This is a genomic window from Variovorax palleresanus (assembly GCF_051144945.1).
In the GTDB taxonomy this organism is placed as follows: domain Bacteria; phylum Pseudomonadota; class Gammaproteobacteria; order Burkholderiales; family Burkholderiaceae_C; genus Variovorax; species Variovorax paradoxus_S.
On sequence record NZ_JBJNVP010000002.1, the window covers coordinates 4996165 to 5010313 of the forward strand.

General features: G+C 65.1%; 19 protein-coding genes and 1 tRNA gene. 6 read left to right on the top strand and 14 right to left on the bottom strand.

The window, feature by feature from the left end; translation table 11 throughout:
* The first annotated feature begins 91 nt into the window (after positions 1–91).
* The 3 genes from ACJ7Z0_RS27415 to ACJ7Z0_RS27425 are packed head-to-tail and all read left to right on the top strand — an operon-like array spanning position 92 to position 5312.
* Entirely contained in the window at positions 92–2515 is a 2424-nt protein-coding gene (locus tag ACJ7Z0_RS27415; RefSeq protein ID WP_434792376.1) for a hypothetical protein, read from the top strand.
* Positions 2515–4785 (top strand): hypothetical protein, encoded by a 2271-nt coding sequence (locus tag ACJ7Z0_RS27420; protein ID WP_434792377.1) that lies wholly within the window; start codon positions 2515–2517, stop codon positions 4783–4785. The genes ACJ7Z0_RS27415 and ACJ7Z0_RS27420 overlap by 1 nt, the downstream gene beginning before the upstream one ends.
* Positions 4782–5312, top strand: a complete 531-nt coding sequence (locus ACJ7Z0_RS27425; RefSeq protein WP_434792378.1) for a hypothetical protein — start codon at positions 4782–4784, stop codon at positions 5310–5312. The genes ACJ7Z0_RS27420 and ACJ7Z0_RS27425 overlap by 4 nt, the downstream gene beginning before the upstream one ends.
* On the opposite strand, the gene ACJ7Z0_RS27430 is transcribed toward ACJ7Z0_RS27425, so the two are convergent.
* The 7 genes from ACJ7Z0_RS27430 to ACJ7Z0_RS27460 form a co-directional block, all read right to left on the bottom strand.
* Positions 5294–5476, bottom strand: coding sequence for a hypothetical protein (locus tag ACJ7Z0_RS27430; protein WP_434792379.1), 183 nt, complete (start codon positions 5474–5476; stop codon positions 5294–5296). The genes ACJ7Z0_RS27425 and ACJ7Z0_RS27430 overlap by 19 nt on opposite strands.
* Before the next feature lie 32 nt (positions 5477–5508).
* Positions 5509–5784 (bottom strand): hypothetical protein, encoded by a 276-nt coding sequence (locus tag ACJ7Z0_RS27435; protein ID WP_434792380.1) that lies wholly within the window; start codon positions 5782–5784, stop codon positions 5509–5511.
* A gap of 98 nt (positions 5785–5882) precedes the next feature.
* On the bottom strand, positions 5883–6296 hold the full coding sequence (locus ACJ7Z0_RS27440; RefSeq protein ID WP_434792381.1) for a type II toxin-antitoxin system HicB family antitoxin: 414 nt from the start codon (positions 6294–6296) through the stop codon (positions 5883–5885).
* A 68-nt stretch (positions 6297–6364) separates the two neighbouring features.
* Positions 6365–6538 (bottom strand): type II toxin-antitoxin system HicA family toxin, encoded by a 174-nt coding sequence (locus ACJ7Z0_RS27445; protein ID WP_434792382.1) that lies wholly within the window; start codon positions 6536–6538, stop codon positions 6365–6367.
* A gap of 105 nt (positions 6539–6643) precedes the next feature.
* Positions 6644–7186 (bottom strand): thermonuclease family protein, encoded by a 543-nt coding sequence (locus ACJ7Z0_RS27450; protein ID WP_434792383.1) that lies wholly within the window; start codon positions 7184–7186, stop codon positions 6644–6646.
* Positions 7183–7407 carry a hypothetical protein gene (locus ACJ7Z0_RS27455; RefSeq protein WP_434792384.1) on the bottom strand — a complete coding sequence of 75 codons (225 nt, stop codon included), beginning with the start codon at positions 7405–7407 and terminating at the stop codon, positions 7183–7185. The genes ACJ7Z0_RS27450 and ACJ7Z0_RS27455 overlap by 4 nt, the downstream gene beginning before the upstream one ends.
* Positions 7408–7437: 30 nt before the next feature.
* Positions 7438–7656 (bottom strand): hypothetical protein, encoded by a 219-nt coding sequence (locus tag ACJ7Z0_RS27460; protein WP_434792385.1) that lies wholly within the window; start codon positions 7654–7656, stop codon positions 7438–7440.
* Positions 7657–7833: 177 nt separating this feature from the next.
* Here ACJ7Z0_RS27460 and ACJ7Z0_RS27465 point away from each other — a divergent pair, with 177 nt between their 5' ends.
* Positions 7834–8046 (top strand): hypothetical protein, encoded by a 213-nt coding sequence (locus ACJ7Z0_RS27465; protein WP_434792386.1) that lies wholly within the window; start codon positions 7834–7836, stop codon positions 8044–8046.
* Positions 8047–8303: 257 nt separating this feature from the next.
* Here ACJ7Z0_RS27465 and ACJ7Z0_RS27470 read toward each other — a convergent pair whose 3' ends face one another.
* The 3 genes from ACJ7Z0_RS27470 to ACJ7Z0_RS27480 form a co-directional block, all read right to left on the bottom strand.
* Positions 8304–8648, bottom strand: coding sequence for a hypothetical protein (locus tag ACJ7Z0_RS27470; RefSeq protein ID WP_434792387.1), 345 nt, complete (start codon positions 8646–8648; stop codon positions 8304–8306).
* A 379-nt stretch (positions 8649–9027) separates the two neighbouring features.
* Entirely contained in the window at positions 9028–9267 is a 240-nt protein-coding gene (locus tag ACJ7Z0_RS27475; protein WP_434792388.1) for a hypothetical protein, read from the bottom strand.
* Positions 9268–9351: 84 nt separating this feature from the next.
* Positions 9352–9570 carry a hypothetical protein gene (locus ACJ7Z0_RS27480; RefSeq protein ID WP_434792389.1) on the bottom strand — a complete coding sequence of 73 codons (219 nt, stop codon included), beginning with the start codon at positions 9568–9570 and terminating at the stop codon, positions 9352–9354.
* A gap of 219 nt (positions 9571–9789) precedes the next feature.
* Between ACJ7Z0_RS27480 and ACJ7Z0_RS27485 the strand changes: the two genes are divergently transcribed.
* The gene (locus ACJ7Z0_RS27485; RefSeq protein ID WP_434792390.1) at positions 9790–10056 is read left to right on the top strand and encodes a hypothetical protein; all 267 of its coding nucleotides are present in this window, start codon (positions 9790–9792) and stop codon (positions 10054–10056) included.
* 8 nt (positions 10057–10064) lie between these two features.
* On the opposite strand, the gene ACJ7Z0_RS27490 is transcribed toward ACJ7Z0_RS27485, so the two are convergent.
* Positions 10065–10340, bottom strand: coding sequence for a hypothetical protein (locus ACJ7Z0_RS27490; protein WP_434792391.1), 276 nt, complete (start codon positions 10338–10340; stop codon positions 10065–10067).
* 278 nt (positions 10341–10618) lie between these two features.
* Here ACJ7Z0_RS27490 and ACJ7Z0_RS27495 point away from each other — a divergent pair, with 278 nt between their 5' ends.
* Positions 10619–11311: an SOS response-associated peptidase gene (locus tag ACJ7Z0_RS27495; protein ID WP_434792392.1), complete on the top strand. Its 693-nt coding sequence runs from the start codon at positions 10619–10621 to the stop codon at positions 11309–11311.
* Positions 11312–11407: 96 nt separating this feature from the next.
* Here ACJ7Z0_RS27495 and ACJ7Z0_RS27500 read toward each other — a convergent pair.
* The 3 genes from ACJ7Z0_RS27500 to ACJ7Z0_RS27510 form a co-directional block, all read right to left on the bottom strand.
* Positions 11408–11484: transfer RNA gene (locus ACJ7Z0_RS27500), tRNA-Pro, on the bottom strand.
* 35 nt (positions 11485–11519) lie between these two features.
* On the bottom strand, positions 11520–12224 hold the full coding sequence (locus tag ACJ7Z0_RS27505) for a glutathione binding-like protein (protein WP_434792393.1): 705 nt from the start codon (positions 12222–12224) through the stop codon (positions 11520–11522).
* Between the two features lie 118 nt (positions 12225–12342).
* Complete coding sequence (locus ACJ7Z0_RS27510; RefSeq protein ID WP_434792394.1) at positions 12343–14022, bottom strand: FAD-dependent oxidoreductase; 1680 nt, start codon at positions 14020–14022, stop codon at positions 12343–12345.
* Positions 14023–14149: the final 127 nt, after the last annotated feature.

The window sequence follows — 14149 nt, forward strand, 5'->3', positions numbered from 1 at the left end:
CTATTGGACAACATTTGAGCGCCCCCCACTGGGGTTTCGCGACCACCGCCGTCGCGCGAAGAATGCCGTCTCAGTACTCTGAGAGGCCTCCATGACCGACACCCCGCAAGGCAGCGCAGCCGCCATGCTGGCGCGCACGAAGCGCACCGAGATCCAGCACTTCGCCGACGGCGGCTCGGTGCGGTGCACCACCGTTCGACACTTCGCCAAGCCGAGTGGGGCGGCCGCGAAGATGGCGCAAATGCCGCCTTCGCACGCCAGCGCCGAATCGATCGAGCACGGCGGCGAGGTCCGCGGGCCCGGCGGTCCCACCTCCGACTCGGTGCCGCTCTGGGGCTCCGCCGGCGAGTTCATGCTGCCGGCCGACACCACCGCAGCGATCGGCAAGGAAAAGCTCGAGGCGCTGGTCGAAGCCACGCACAAGCCGACGAACAAGTCCGCCGAGAAGATGGGCCGCCTGGCGCGTGCCGACGGCGGCGTGATCGACGATCCAGGAGCCGTCATCCGCGTGGGCAATGCGTACTCTGGCGGCAATGTCAGCGGCCCGATCTCGGTGAACGGGCAGGCCCCGGGCGGTACCGTGAGCGTTGCCGATGCGTTCCGCGCGCCGCCCCCGCCGGCGAAGCCACCAGTCCTCGGCGCGCCCGCCGCGCAAATGCCGGTGTTCGCGAAGCCTGCAGCTCCAACTGCGGTGCCAGCGGCTGCAGCCGTTCCAACGCCGGCAGCAGCACCCACTGCAGCGGCACCGGCACCGCTCGACTACGCGAATCGCAACGCTGGCTTCAATGCCGCGGCCGACGCGCGCACAGCCCTTTCCTCGCAGAACTTCGGCACCCGGCGCCCGGCTGCAGCCGCTCCCCCCGCTGCAGCGCCTCCCGCACCCGCTGCGGCACCCGTGAAGCCCCTCGAGCCGGTTCAGTCCGTGGTGGGCTATGCCGATGGCGGAGAGATCGAAGACCCCCGCAAGCCGGTGCCGACCTTCGCTTCTCCCGATGCAGCGGCACAGGCCCTCGCTGGCATGGCCGGCAACGCACGAGACGATATGCAGCGTGCCGCGGCGGTTCAGTTTGCATCCCTCTCGCCCAAGGCTGCCGCAGCTTCGTCGGCCCCAGCGTCCTACGTGGCGGAGATCCCGCGCGGCCGCTATGAATCGGCGGCGCCGTGGCCGGAGCCTGCGACGACCGGCCCAGCACCGGCTGCTGCACCCGCGGCCGCTCCCGCAGCACCACTGACCCCAGCGCCGGCACCGGCCGCTGTGCAGGCTCCCGCACCAGCTCAGATGCAGCTGGCAGCCATGCCGGCTGCCGCGCCCGAGCGCGCTAATCCGCTGGGCAGCCTGGCCGACACGAACGCGCAGCTGGCCAATCTGCAGGCCTCGAACGCTGCGGTGCCCCAAGGTGGCTCCCCGATCATCGACAGCGCTGCGACCGAAGCCGATCGGCGGGCCCAGTTCAACGAGCAGGCGAACCTCGGCAATGCACTCGCGCGCACCTCGTGGTCGCCGCGCCGCGGCACCCAGGCGAACGAGGCTGCGGTGGCTGCCGCGATGGCGCCTATCGATGCCCGTGCACGCATGGCGCAGGTCGCTGCGAAGGAGGCCGGCGACACCCAGCGCGCCAGCATTCAGGAGCGCGGCGCCGATGCGCGCGCCAGGCTGGCGGACACCCGCGCCCAGCAAGCCCTCGGCGTTGATCAGCAGCGCCTGGCCCTCGACAGCAAGAAGGTCACGCTGGACGCGAACCGCGATGACCGTGCCGCGGCTTCCGCCGAGGTCGAGCAGGCGCAGAAAGCGCGCACGGCCAAGCTGCAGGACCTGGTGCTCAATGGCACGCCGGCGCAGCAGAAGATGGCGACAGGACAGCTGGCGGCGCTGCAAGGGCGCGAGGTCAGCGGCAATGCGCCACCGGCGAACTATCGCTGGTCTGCCGATGGAACCCGCGCGGAACCCATCCCGGGAGGCCCGGCAGATCCAGGGATTAAGGCGAACAAGGCGCTGACCGAAGATCAGGCGAAATCCGCTGGCTATGCGATCCGCATGGAGGACGCGCTGAAGACCATCAGCGAGGTGGCGAAGACCAACCCGGGCGCCACGCGGCCAGGTGTCGGCACTGCAGCGATCAACATGCTGCCGGAGGGCATCGCCAATGCGCTTCGCCCCGAAGACCGCCAGCGCGTCGAAGCCGCGCAGCTCGATGCGCTCGATGCAGCGCTCACTCTGGCGACGGGCGCGGCCTACACCAAGGAGCAGTTGCACGGGCTGAGCCGCTCGTATTTCGCGCAGCCAAACGACGGCGACACCACCGTCGCGGAGAAACAGGCGCGCCTCAACAAGATCATCGAGACCGCCCGCCTGAGAGCTGGGCCCACCGGCTCCGCAATGGCAGACCAGATCGCTCGCACCAGCGGCACGCGGACTGCGCAGCCGGCCGCCGTCGCGAGCCCAGCCGATCACGCCAATCTGCCCGCAGGCGCCACCTACATCGCGCCGGACGGCAGCACGCGGAGGAAGCAGTAATGGCCGAGTTCTGGGAGAGCGACGAAATCATCGCGCCGGCACCCGCGGCAGCGCCGGCAGCGCCCGCCGCTGCCAGCGTCGCCGTGCCGGCACCAGCTGCTGCTGCCACGTCGGCGCCGGCCGCTGCCGCGGATTCGTTCTGGGCAAAGGACGAGATCGTTTCGCCTGCTCCTGTGCCGGCCGCTGCGGTGCCGAACGTGCCGGCGCCCGAGCCCGGCAAGCCCGAGCGGTCGGTGCTGGGCGAGATCGGCCACCAGGTGGGTCTGACGGCACGTGCGGCGGTGCAGGGGGCAGCCGCGCTGCCAGGCGTGGTTTCCGATGCCATCACGGGCCCGATCAATGCGGGCTTGGACACTGTCGCAGGGGAGGGCAACGGCTTCCGCTTCCAGAAGCTCTCCAGCGCGCTCGGCAACATCATGGACCAGACGGGCGTGGCCAAGCCGGAGAACGCCACCGAGCGCGTCGTGCAGGATGCAGCCACGGGCGCCGCCACCGCGCTGACTGGCGTGGGGGCAGGGCAGGTCGTCGCCAAGGCGGCGGGGCCAATCACCAAAGCCGTGGGCAATGCGCTGGCGGCCGCTCCGACCGCACAGGCCGTCAGCGGCGCAACGGGCGGCGGTGCCGCGGGCGTCACGCGCGAAAGCGGCGGCGGTGCGGTGGCGCAGACCGTGGCCGGCCTTGCTGGCGCGCTGGCGCCGACGGCCGTGCCCTATGCAGCGCAGGCGGGCGTGCGCGGTGCGCTGCGAGGCGGTGAAGCCACTCGCCAGCGCATGGTCGACAACATCGCCACCTTTGAGGAAGCCGCGGGCACCACGCCTACGCTCGGCCAGGCCACGCAGAGCCGCGCGGCCCAGGGCGCCGAGACCGGCCTGTCCAACGTCATCGGCGGATCCGGCGTCATGATCCGCAAGGGAGAGCAGCAGGCCAAGGCCTTGCAGGACAGCGTGCAGAAGATCACCGAGTCGCTCTCGCCCAACGCCAGCGGCGTGGACGCCGGCGAGGCCATCTCGCGCGGCGTGAACACCTTCCGCGACAACGTGCGGGCCACGCAGCAGCGCCTGTACAACGCGCTCGACAAGCACATCGCGCCCGATGCGCCCATCACGGTGAGCAACACGCGCACCGCCATGCAGGAACTCAATGCGGGGATCGACGGCGCCGAGAACCTGTCAGCGTGGTTTCGCAATGCGCGGCTCAACGACCTCGAAAAGTCGCTGGTGGCGGACCTTGAGAAGGCCGCAGCTGCGCAGGCGCAGGCCGGCGCGCGCAGCGGGCTGACGAACGCGCAAGGCCCCAATCTCAACACCGCCGCGCTGCCCTACGAGAGCATCAAGAAGATGCGCACGCTGGTCGGGCGCGAAATGTCGGATGCGAACTTCACGTCCGAGATCAACCGCGACAAGTGGTCCAAGCTCTATGCCGCGCTGAGCGAAGACCTCGGCGCCACGGCGAAGGCGGCCGGCCCGCAGGCCGAGCAAGCATGGTCGCGTGCGAACACCTTCACGCGGCTGGCCAGCGAGCGCATGGAGCAGATCTCGTCCATCGTGAACCGCGACGCGCCCGAGAAGATCTTCAAAGCCGCGACCACCGGGCTCGCCGATGGCGGCACCCAGATCAACCGGCTGATGAAGAGCATGCCCGTGGAGAACCGCCGAGAGGTCGCCGCAGCCGTGCTGCAGCGCCTCGGCCGCGCACGCCCGGGCCAGCAGAACGAGATCGGCGATGCGTTCTCCAGCGAGACCTTCCTGACCAACCTGGCCAACCTGTCGGCGCCGGCGCGCAAGGCGCTGTTCAACACGTCGGGCTTCCCAGGGCTGGAGCAGCGCATTGCGCAAATGGGGCGCATGGCTTCGGTTCGCCGCGAAGGCTCTCAGGTTTTCGCGAACCCGAGTGGCACCGCACGCCAAGCGGGCCTGTTCGGGTGGGTCGCCGCGCTGGGCAGCGCGATTGCCACAGGAAACGCCGCTGGTATTGCTGGTGCCATCGCCGTGCCGGTGGGCGCGAAACTCGCGGCAAAGGTGGCCACAAGCCCGCAGGTGGTTCGCTTCGCAGCTGGCAAGTCTGAAGTTCCTCAAGGACTCGCAGCCTCAACCATCGCAGCTGCCTCGCGAACTGCTCAACCGACGGACAACGGCAAGGGAGCGATCATGGACGGCGGCAAGCCCTTCCAGAACCGCCTCAAGGCTGGCCGCGTCGCGCGAGAGCAGGGCGGTACCGTCATGCCGGCGCCCAACGGCGGCTTCGTGGTGCTGCGAGGTGCCGCGCGATGAGCAATGTCGACAGCGGTGCGCACGAGGCCGCCACCTCGCCGCTCAGCGCGCTGCCCCTTCCCACCGATGCACAGATCGCCGCGGGCAACTTCCAGATGGGACACGTGACCATCGCGGGCCTCGACGTCACCATCGAATGGCCCCAGGGCTCGACGCGCAAGGGCGTCAGCAAGGACGGTAGGCCGTGGCAACGCCAGATGAGCGCGCACTACGGCTATGTGCTGCGCACCGAAGGCGCAGACGGCGAGCACGTCGACGTCTACATCGGCCCGCACCATCGCTCGCTGCGCGCCTTCATCGTCGATCAGGTGGATGCGAAAGGGCGCTTTGACGAACACAAACTGCTGCTGGGTTTTGCGAGCCGCGAGGAGGCCAAGGCCGCCTATGCGAAACACTTCCCGCAGGGTTTCCGGGTCGGACCGGTGAAAGAGATGGCGCTGCCCCGCTTGCGCGAATGGCTGAAGAGCGGAGACCTGAAGCAGCCGATCAATCGGCTCGTGCCCACGGATCAGCGAAAGAGGCTGTAGACGAAGAGGCCCAGGCCTCCAAGGATGAGCACGGCCGCTCCGAGCAGAGCGGCAATTACTTGCACCGATATCTTGGTGTCTTCCCAGAACCGGAGTCGGTGCTCCTCAGCCTTGAGCAGGAGTCTGAAGTCCTCGCCGGTGAAGTTCTTGGGGTCCTTGGCCATGTGCGGAATGTATCAGGGCGCGAGGCCAGCCGCTAATCCTCGTCGGGAGGTGTCAGGTGGAGCGTCTCCAATGAAGCAGTATGTCGCTTGCGGAAAGGCTTCACGACCGAGCGGAAGGTGAAGTACGCCGCCGCTATCGAAAGCAGCCATACAAGCAGCACAGAGTCCTTGTAGTGAATCTGGCCAAAGAGCAAGCCGGCCATCAACACGGCCACCGCCATTGCTCCCCCAGCGAGTTCCGCGGCTTCAGCTTTCGCCGCCTCCAGGCGCTCGTGAATGCAGGCCCATTCGTACTTAGAAATTGCCACAGTGCTCCTTTGGTCGCGGCCATCGCGAAATGTAGCCGACCAATGGAAAAAGGGCCGGTGAGATCGCTCCCGCCGGCCCCGTTCAGCTGCTATGCAGCTCAGGCGACAGCAAACTCCAGCCGCTTCCCAAGCGCGTGCAGCGCTTGCTGCACGGTGTCGACCTTCGTCACGTGGTGAAGGTCGGTGAGCCGGTTCACTTCCTGGGCGGTCGTGTTCAGCTTGCGCGCGAGTTCTGCGGGACGCACCTTCTGCCGGATCATCTCGTTGAGCAGCAGCACCTTCGCGCACAGGCTGGCCGGCAGCTCGATCGCTTCCTTGCCCTTCGGCACCTTGCGCGGGGCTGGAACCTCGCGCTTATCTTCGAAGTAGAACTCGAGCGCGGTGACCAGTGCATCGCGCGCCATATCGAGCGCTTCCTCGCGCGTTGCACCGCCCGTCAACGCCTCCGGGATATCGGGGAACGAGGCCATAAAGCCGTCCCCATCTTTCTCAATTTCAACCAAGTAACGCATACGAGACTCCTTTCTAGGTAGCCGCGGAAAATCTTTGAAGCTGCGAGAGACCCCTTTCGGGGCCTCTCTCACAAACCTAGCTGTTTCAGAATCGCTTTCCGGAGACCTTCGCCAATTTCGTGGCTCGGATGCCGGGGCATCACTGTTTGCTTTCCGTTGAGCCTGACCTTCAAGTGGCGCTTGCCATTCTCGAAGGTGGCCCCTAGGTCAGCGAGCTGTCTCTTGAACTCGCTTTGCTTCATCGACCCTCCATGTTTTGAACATGGGTGATTATAAACAAAATTGTTGAATACTTGCAAGTGTTTCTAAACAAAAATGTTGAGAAATCAGAGGGTTCGATTGCAGGTTCAATGGGAAGCTTCGCGCTGCGCCTTGCGCCAGTCCCATGGCGCCACGGGCTCTTCATCGCGCCACAGCCCGACGTGCTTGGCCTTGGCCTCGGCTTCGGCGAATTCGTACTGCCCGCGCTCTTCGGCACTCTGCTCGCGCGCATAGGCGCGATACCACCAGGCCATGCCGACCGTGACCATGGCCAGACCCGCGTCGAGCGTCTTGGGCCCGCGTGGCGCGGAGGCGGGCGCCACCATCACCTTGCAGACGCTGCGGCCGTAGCGGTCGACCTTCGGGCAGTCGAGCGCGGCTTCTTTCATGTAGACCAGATCGGACAGCGCCTCCTTAGCGCGCTGGCCGAACGGCTGGCGCTTCTCGGGCGCATCGATGCCGTTGAAGCGCACCTTGATCTGTTCGTAGTCACCCGCGGTGCCGCAGCGCGCGGTGAGGGTGTCGCCGTCGCTGACACCCACCACCAGGCACGTGCGGGGCTCGGCGGCCTGGGCCAGCACCGGCAGTGCGAGCAAACCGGCCAGAAGAAGAGGGTGGAGCGCCTTCACTGCAGCGAGACCTCGGTGCCGTCGGCATTGACCATCACGCCGGGCGTGCTCTCGGCGATCTCGATCGGCACGCCCATGTGCACGCTGCCGTCGATGTTGGGACCGCCGATGCCCGTGCGGCGGGTCTCCACGTATTCCCTGTGCTGGGCCGGCGTGAGGATGAACTTTTGAGGGTAGGCGTTGCCGTTTGCGCGCCAGTGCTTGATCAGCGCGTCGGTCATCGGTAGATACAGAGTTGCCATCGTCGCGACTCAGGCGGTGGCGCGCTCGCGCAGGATCTCGACGGGGCCGATGCCGCTATAGATCGTCGCGTCGGTCTTCAGGCAGGTGATGGTCCAGCGGTCGCCGGGCGTCACCTTGTAGTCGCCGGGCGCCAGCGGCAGCTCGCGGTCTTCGTGCACCTGGCTACCCAGCCATGACGGCACGCGGAGGATGGTGGCGGGCTCGATAAAAAATTCAGATTGGCTCATGCTGAGATTGTCGGGCGAGGCTCCGCTCAAATTGGCCGCACGTCGAAGAAGGCTTGACACCCTGAATGCCCCACGTGTCGGTATGTTAAAAGTTCGCATTTCTGCGATTGCCTCTACTATTGCCTTATCGGTTATCTGCAAAACGGCCTCTAGGCCAGCAGCCTGCGAGGAGGAACGATGAAGCAGCAGAAATCTCCTTTCGATGTGCTCGGCACGCATCCATATCCGCAAGAACAGTGGCGATGTGCCTTTGTGGCGGAGTGGGCGCGACTGGCGGAAGGATGCGCCGATGCGGCTCAAACGGCCGAAGCCGCCGCGGAGCTTTATGCCCGGTACGGCGCGCGAAACCCGACTGAAGTTGCCCGCGAAGAGTGGGGCGGCCCGACATAGTTACCCCGTCGGTGCCCCAGGGCGCTGCGGTGCCCCTTTTGCAGGCACAACGTCGCGGCGCAGGCAGGACAACGCTCTCTGGCGATGCGCACATGCTTATCCACCGTCTTATCCACCGCAATGGTGCAGAACTCGCCCTCTGTGATTGATCCATTCTGGGGCGGCATCGAGCAAAGTTGCACACAATTGGTAATACCTGTCAGCGACAACTGGCAGGCAGCCGGAAAGACATCGAGATTCCAGCGGGCTCGCTCACGCTACTCCATCTCTCGGCGCTCTACCGGTACGCATAGCCAAGCCTGTCGGAACTCCCTGACCAGCAACTGGCCGTCTATGGTCTCGGCTTCGATCTCAGTGCCGGCAAACAGCACGCCCAGCCCTTTGTACGGCACGATCACGGGGTCAATCATCCGCCCGCGACCCGACATCCTGGCGGTTCCGTAAGCTTCATACAAACTGGCCTCGACCGTGTTGCGCCCTACGTTGTTGTGGTCGCGGTCGGATTCGAGAACGGTCACCATGAGGCGGCGCGGCGCATCGCGCTCGCCTTTGCGAAGGCGCAGGCCTTGACGCCTCAACAGGGTGACTTCAGCGAAAAACATACTGTACAAATATACAGCATTCGTACTACCATGCGCGCATGGAAAACGTGCCCGCAACCCGGCGGATTGCCGCCTGTGTGCCCCGAATTCGAAGCTGGCCGAGTCACAAACAACAAAGCCTTCAGGCTTTGGGCACTGCAGGCTTTGAGGGGTCTTCTCGGCGGGCTTGGATGGTCGGCTAGCACCGCGCTGTCGTGCGTCGCAGTCGAGAAAACCTACCGATCCTGTTGGGACACGGTGGTCCGATCTTCGTCCAACTCTGGAAGCCCGAACAGCGTCGCGGGGTAGCCTAGAGCCGCACTGGTCGAGAAAAAATGCTGCTACAAATGCAACAAATCAGAAGACGGCTCCAGCACCGAATGCGAAAGGTGAAGAAGCCCTAGCTTTCGCCATCGCTCGAAAGTTGAAACTTGAGCGTGGCGAACGCAATCTGGGCCGCCTCCCGCGGCGCACAGTTGGCACTCAGCGGGAAGAGCGCTGCAAAAAGTTTCTCCACCCATTCGCGATCGACCGCGCCGTTGCAACGATCGCACAACTCGCTGATGAACTCGTGACGCCAAGCTTCGGCAGGAGGCAACGTCATGTCGGCGACCGTGATCGGCTTGTCGGGTTTCCACATGTGAGAAATGCTACTCCAGCGCTGGAGCGGTATCAATCGGCAGAAGAGCTATTCGGCCCGCGCAGGTTTGCCTGAGTGGGCTTTTTATCGCTTCTCCGGCCAGGCCATCAACTTGCCTGCGGCCGTCAGGCGGTAGTCGAAGCGCCGCTTGGGATCAACGACGATCTGATGGGTGATAACGTCGAATGCTTCGATCAGACCGTTTTCCAGAAGCACCCGCAGCTCCGCATCGGGGACGCCCCTCCAAGCACCCGCGTCGATCTGCAACAAACGACCTCGCACCAAGGCATCGTTTTCCAACATGTGCTTCTCCTCGTGATAGATCGGCTTATTCTGGCCCCTATACGGTGCAGTTCAGAGGGTAGACCGTCGGCCTTGCGCGGGCCCTTTCAATGAAACCCTATTTCATTGACCTGGTGCTTTGTGCACAGATGCAGGAACTGGGCTACCGCAGTGGGGCCCGAGATGGGTACTCATGAGGTAGTTCCATTGCCACGGGGCGGGGCGTATGCTTTTGCAATCATGACCATGGCCGACGTGTCGATGGATTTTGATCTGCCGGAGGGCTGGAGCTGCTCGGTTGAGCTCGAACGCGCCGTTGACGGGGTCTACGCCGGACGAGCCGAGTTGCGACTCGAATCCACTTGGCGCTGCGTGCTGGTGGTGACCCAGCAGCCGAGCCGAGAAGCGGCATTGGAGTGCATGAAGTACCGTGCCGTTCGCTTCATCGAGGAATGGAGCACGAGAGCAGGTCAAGCCGCAGAGCGAAGGCTGGCACACCCCGCGTGATCCGAAGGTCACATCAATCGCAACCCTCCGGCGAATCGCATCGAAGTCTTCGCGAACCTGGGCGCGTCGCCCATCTTGGCAATCTCTGCGAGGCCCTCGTCGGTGATGCCCTCCACCGTCGCCATCGAAGCCTTGGCGTACAGCCCGGCCGGCTGAAGCGCTGAAATTTTGGCCTCGATCAACCCCGTGGCCATGAGCACGGACACATCTCTTATTTCCTCTGGTTCAACGACCTGTACCGGTAGTTGGGTGCGCAGAAGCCTCATCAAGAACAAGAGCGGCATTCGATCCTCCGGTCGCCGGCGCTAGCTGTGCCCAAAAATGCCGGCTCTTTTGGGCTAAAAAATGTAGTGTTAAGTACGATATTTCGCATAGGGAGTCAAATATTCCCTTGGGAGTGACAACAAATGCACAAAATTGGCCGTCCGCTTTCTCAGGGGGCGCTCAATCCAGAACCGCCGCGCAGACCAACCCAAAAAAGCTCAAGCGTCGGCCACTGCCGAGCATTCATGCCCTTTGCGAAACGCTCGACAAGCGGAGGCCTCACGGCAAGAATCGTCCGATGTGCACCCGCTACATCAGCCCCGAAGAGCGTGAGATGGAAGCTTTCTGGAAGATCGACCGGAAGTCCAACCAGCGCAAGGACTGGGAGAACCTGCTCACGGTGTTTCCGCTGTCGCTGGCCAGCTTCATTCGGCGGGTCGACGAGGTGGAATTCGCACGCGAACTCGTAGTCGGGCAGTGGGGAATGATTCCGCCGTGGTCGAAGACCCATGTGCCGACAACCGCACGGGGCACGCGCTTGAGCACGGTCAACGCGCGCACCGAGGGCATGGAGAAATCGCCGACGTACAAGGATGCCTGGGCCCGCGGCAAGCGCTGCATCATCCCGGCCGCCAGCTTCGACGAGCCGAACTGGGAGACCGGCAAGAACGTGTGGTGGCGCTTCCGGCGCGGGGACGGTGCGCCTTGGGGCTTGGCCGGGCTCTGGAACACCTGGACCGACAAGGAAACCGGCGCGGTCTGGGACAACTACACGATGCTGACGCTGAACGCCGACGGCCACGCACTGATGGGGCGCATGCACAAGCCGGATCCGAAGTTGCCCCCCGACCAGCAGGACAAGCGCAGCCTCATCCCACTCGAGGCGCACGACTTCGACCGTTGGCTGACCTGCACTGTCGAGGAGGCGAAAACGATGCTGAAGGTGCCACCGGTCGAGCTGTTCGAAGCGGGGCCGCTCGTCGCCGCGTGAGCGCATCCCGTTAGACAAGTGCCGCACCGTTAGACACGCGGCCCAGAAACGAAAATGCGGACAGCCACCTAAGTGACTGTCCGCATTACGATTTTTTGGTCGGGGCGAAAGGATTCGAACCTTCGACCCTCTGGTCCCAAACCAGATGCGCTACCAGGCTGCGCTACACCCCGACAAGCCTTCTATTCTAGCCCGGATATCGGGCCTCTCAGCGTTTCTCGTATTGAGTCCTGCCGAAAAGGATCTCGCGCTCCTTGTCGCCGGTGATCGGCTGGCGCAGGTCGGCCAGCACTTTCACGCCGCGCTGCACGGCGGGGCGCGCGGCGATGGCGTCGAACCAGGCCTTCAGGTGCAGATAGTCGGTGAGGGTGATGCCCTGGTTTTCCCAGCTGCGCAGCCATGGGAAGATGGCGATGTCGGCAATCGAATAGGTCTTGCCGGCGATGAACTTGTTCTTCGACAGCTGCTTGTCGATCACGCCATAGAGGCGCCTGGCCTCGTTGCTGTAGCGCTCGATCGCGTAGCCGATCTTCTCGGGGGCATACATGCGAAAGTGATGCGCTTGACCGAGCATGGGGCCGACGCCGCCCATCTGGAACATGAGCCACTGCAGGACGTCGTAGCGCTCGCGATCGGTCTTGGGTAGCAGCTTGCCGGTCTTGCCTGCCAGGTACACCAGGATGGCGCCCGATTCGAAAAGCGAGATCGGCTTGCCGTCCGGACCGTCGGGGTCGGTGATGGCCGGAATCTTGTTGTTGGGGCTGATCTGCAGGAAGTCGGGAGCGAACTGGTCACCCTTGCCGATGTTGATCGGCCGGGCGTTGTACGGCAGGCCGCACTCCTCCAGCATGATGTGAATCTTGTGGCCGTTGGGCGTGGGCCATGAATAGACCTCGATGGGCGATGCGGGCATGTCGCGGGGCTCCAATGTGGTGGGGGTGGGAATTCGAGGGAGGCAGCATATACGCGGCCATTCAAACGCGCGCAGCGCCGGGCATTCGCCGCTCAGGCAACAAGCGGCGCGCCTCCCGTCAGGCCACGGCCGAGCTGGATGAAAGATGCTGGTGGATCAGCGCCACCACGGCAGCGCCTTCGCCGATGGCTCCACCCACGCGCTTGACCGAGCCCGAGCGCACGTCACCCACGGCAAACACACCCTGCACGCTGGATTCGAGCGCCGCGGCGGCGCGTGCCGGAAAGCCGCTGCTCGCCGCGCCGCCCGTCAGCACGAAGCCGTGCTTGTCGACCGAGACACCGCAGCCTTCGAGCCAGCTGGTCTCGGGCTCGGCCCCGACGAAAAGAAAGATGTTGCGCGCCGCGCAGTCGTGCTCGTTGCCCGTGGCCTGGCAGCGCCAGGTCGCACCCATGAGGCCTTGCTCGGAACCGCCGTTCAGCTTCACCAGCTGGGTGTGTGGATGCAGTTCGATGTTGGGCGTGGCCTCGATGCGATCGATCAGGTAGCGCGACATGCTGGCCGCGAGAGAGGGGCCGCGCACCAGCACGTTGACCTTGGCCGCATGGTGCGACAGGAACACCGCCGCCTGGCCCGCCGAGTTGCCGCCGCCGACCAGCGCAACTTCTTGCTGCGAGCAGAGCTTGGCTTCGATGGCCGACGCCCAGTACCAGATGCCGCGCCCCTCGAATTCGGCGAGCCTCGGCACGTCGGGCCGGCGGTAGCGTGCGCCGCTGGCAATCACCACCGTGCGTGCGTTGATGGTGCGGCCGTCGGCAAGGGCGATGCGCAGGCTGCCGATGGGGTTGTTGCGCGTGCAGTCCAGCGACTTGACCTTGGCCGGGATCAGCATCTCCACGCCGAACTTCTGCGCCTGCACGAAGGCCCGGCCGGCCAGCGCCTGCCCCGAGATACCGGTGGGAAAGCCCAGGTAGTTCTCGATGCGCGCGCTCGCGCCGGCCTGGCCGCCAAAGGCGCGGCAGTCGAGCACGATCACGCGCAGGCCCTCGGAGGCCGCATACACCGCGGTCGCCAGCCCGGCCGGGCCGGCGCCGACCACGGCCACGTCGAACAGCTCGTTGCGCTCCGCCGTGTCGACCATGCCCAGGCAGCGCGCCAGCGCATCTTCGGCCGGGTTGACCAGCACCGAGCCGTCGGGACACACGGCCAGCAGCTTGCAGGTGCCGTACTGTTGCAGCAGTGCCGCGGCATCCGGGTCTTCCGCCGCATCGACCAGGTGATAGGGGTGCCCGTTGCGACGAAGAAAGTTCTCCAGCCGGGCCATGTCGGGTGACTGCGGCTGGCCGATCAGCACCGGCCCGCTGGCGCCGGATTCGATCAGCGCCACGCGCCGAAGGATCAGCGCCCGGGTGATGCGCTCGCCCAGATCGGCCTCCGCCACGAGAAGCGCGCGCAACTGCGCGGGCGGCACGATCAGCGCTTCGACTTCTTCTTCGGCATGGCCGTCGACCAGGGCAGGGCGGCCGCTCAGCTGGCCCACTTCGGCAAGAAATTCGCCCGGGCCCTGGCGCACGATGGGCACCACGTGCCCCAGGCCGTCGCGTTGCGTGACCGCCACCACGCCCTTGAGCAGAACGAACATGCCCGGGCTCGTTTCCCCGGCGGTAAACAGGCGCTCTCCGCATGCAAAGCGCTGCACCGTTCCGAAGTGCGCAATGCGCGCGATTTCGGTGTCGCTGAGAACGGGAAAGGTCTGGTGGAGACGGTTGTCCAAATTGCTGTTTGCGGCTGTGGCCATTTGCAGAAGCTCCTTGTCGCGGACCCATCGCATTAGACAACCAAGCGGCCCTTCCTGCGGCCCGAACACGCTGTAACCGCCGTCATGCAAATGCAATGCCACTGACATGCCCGTTTCACCGCAGGTG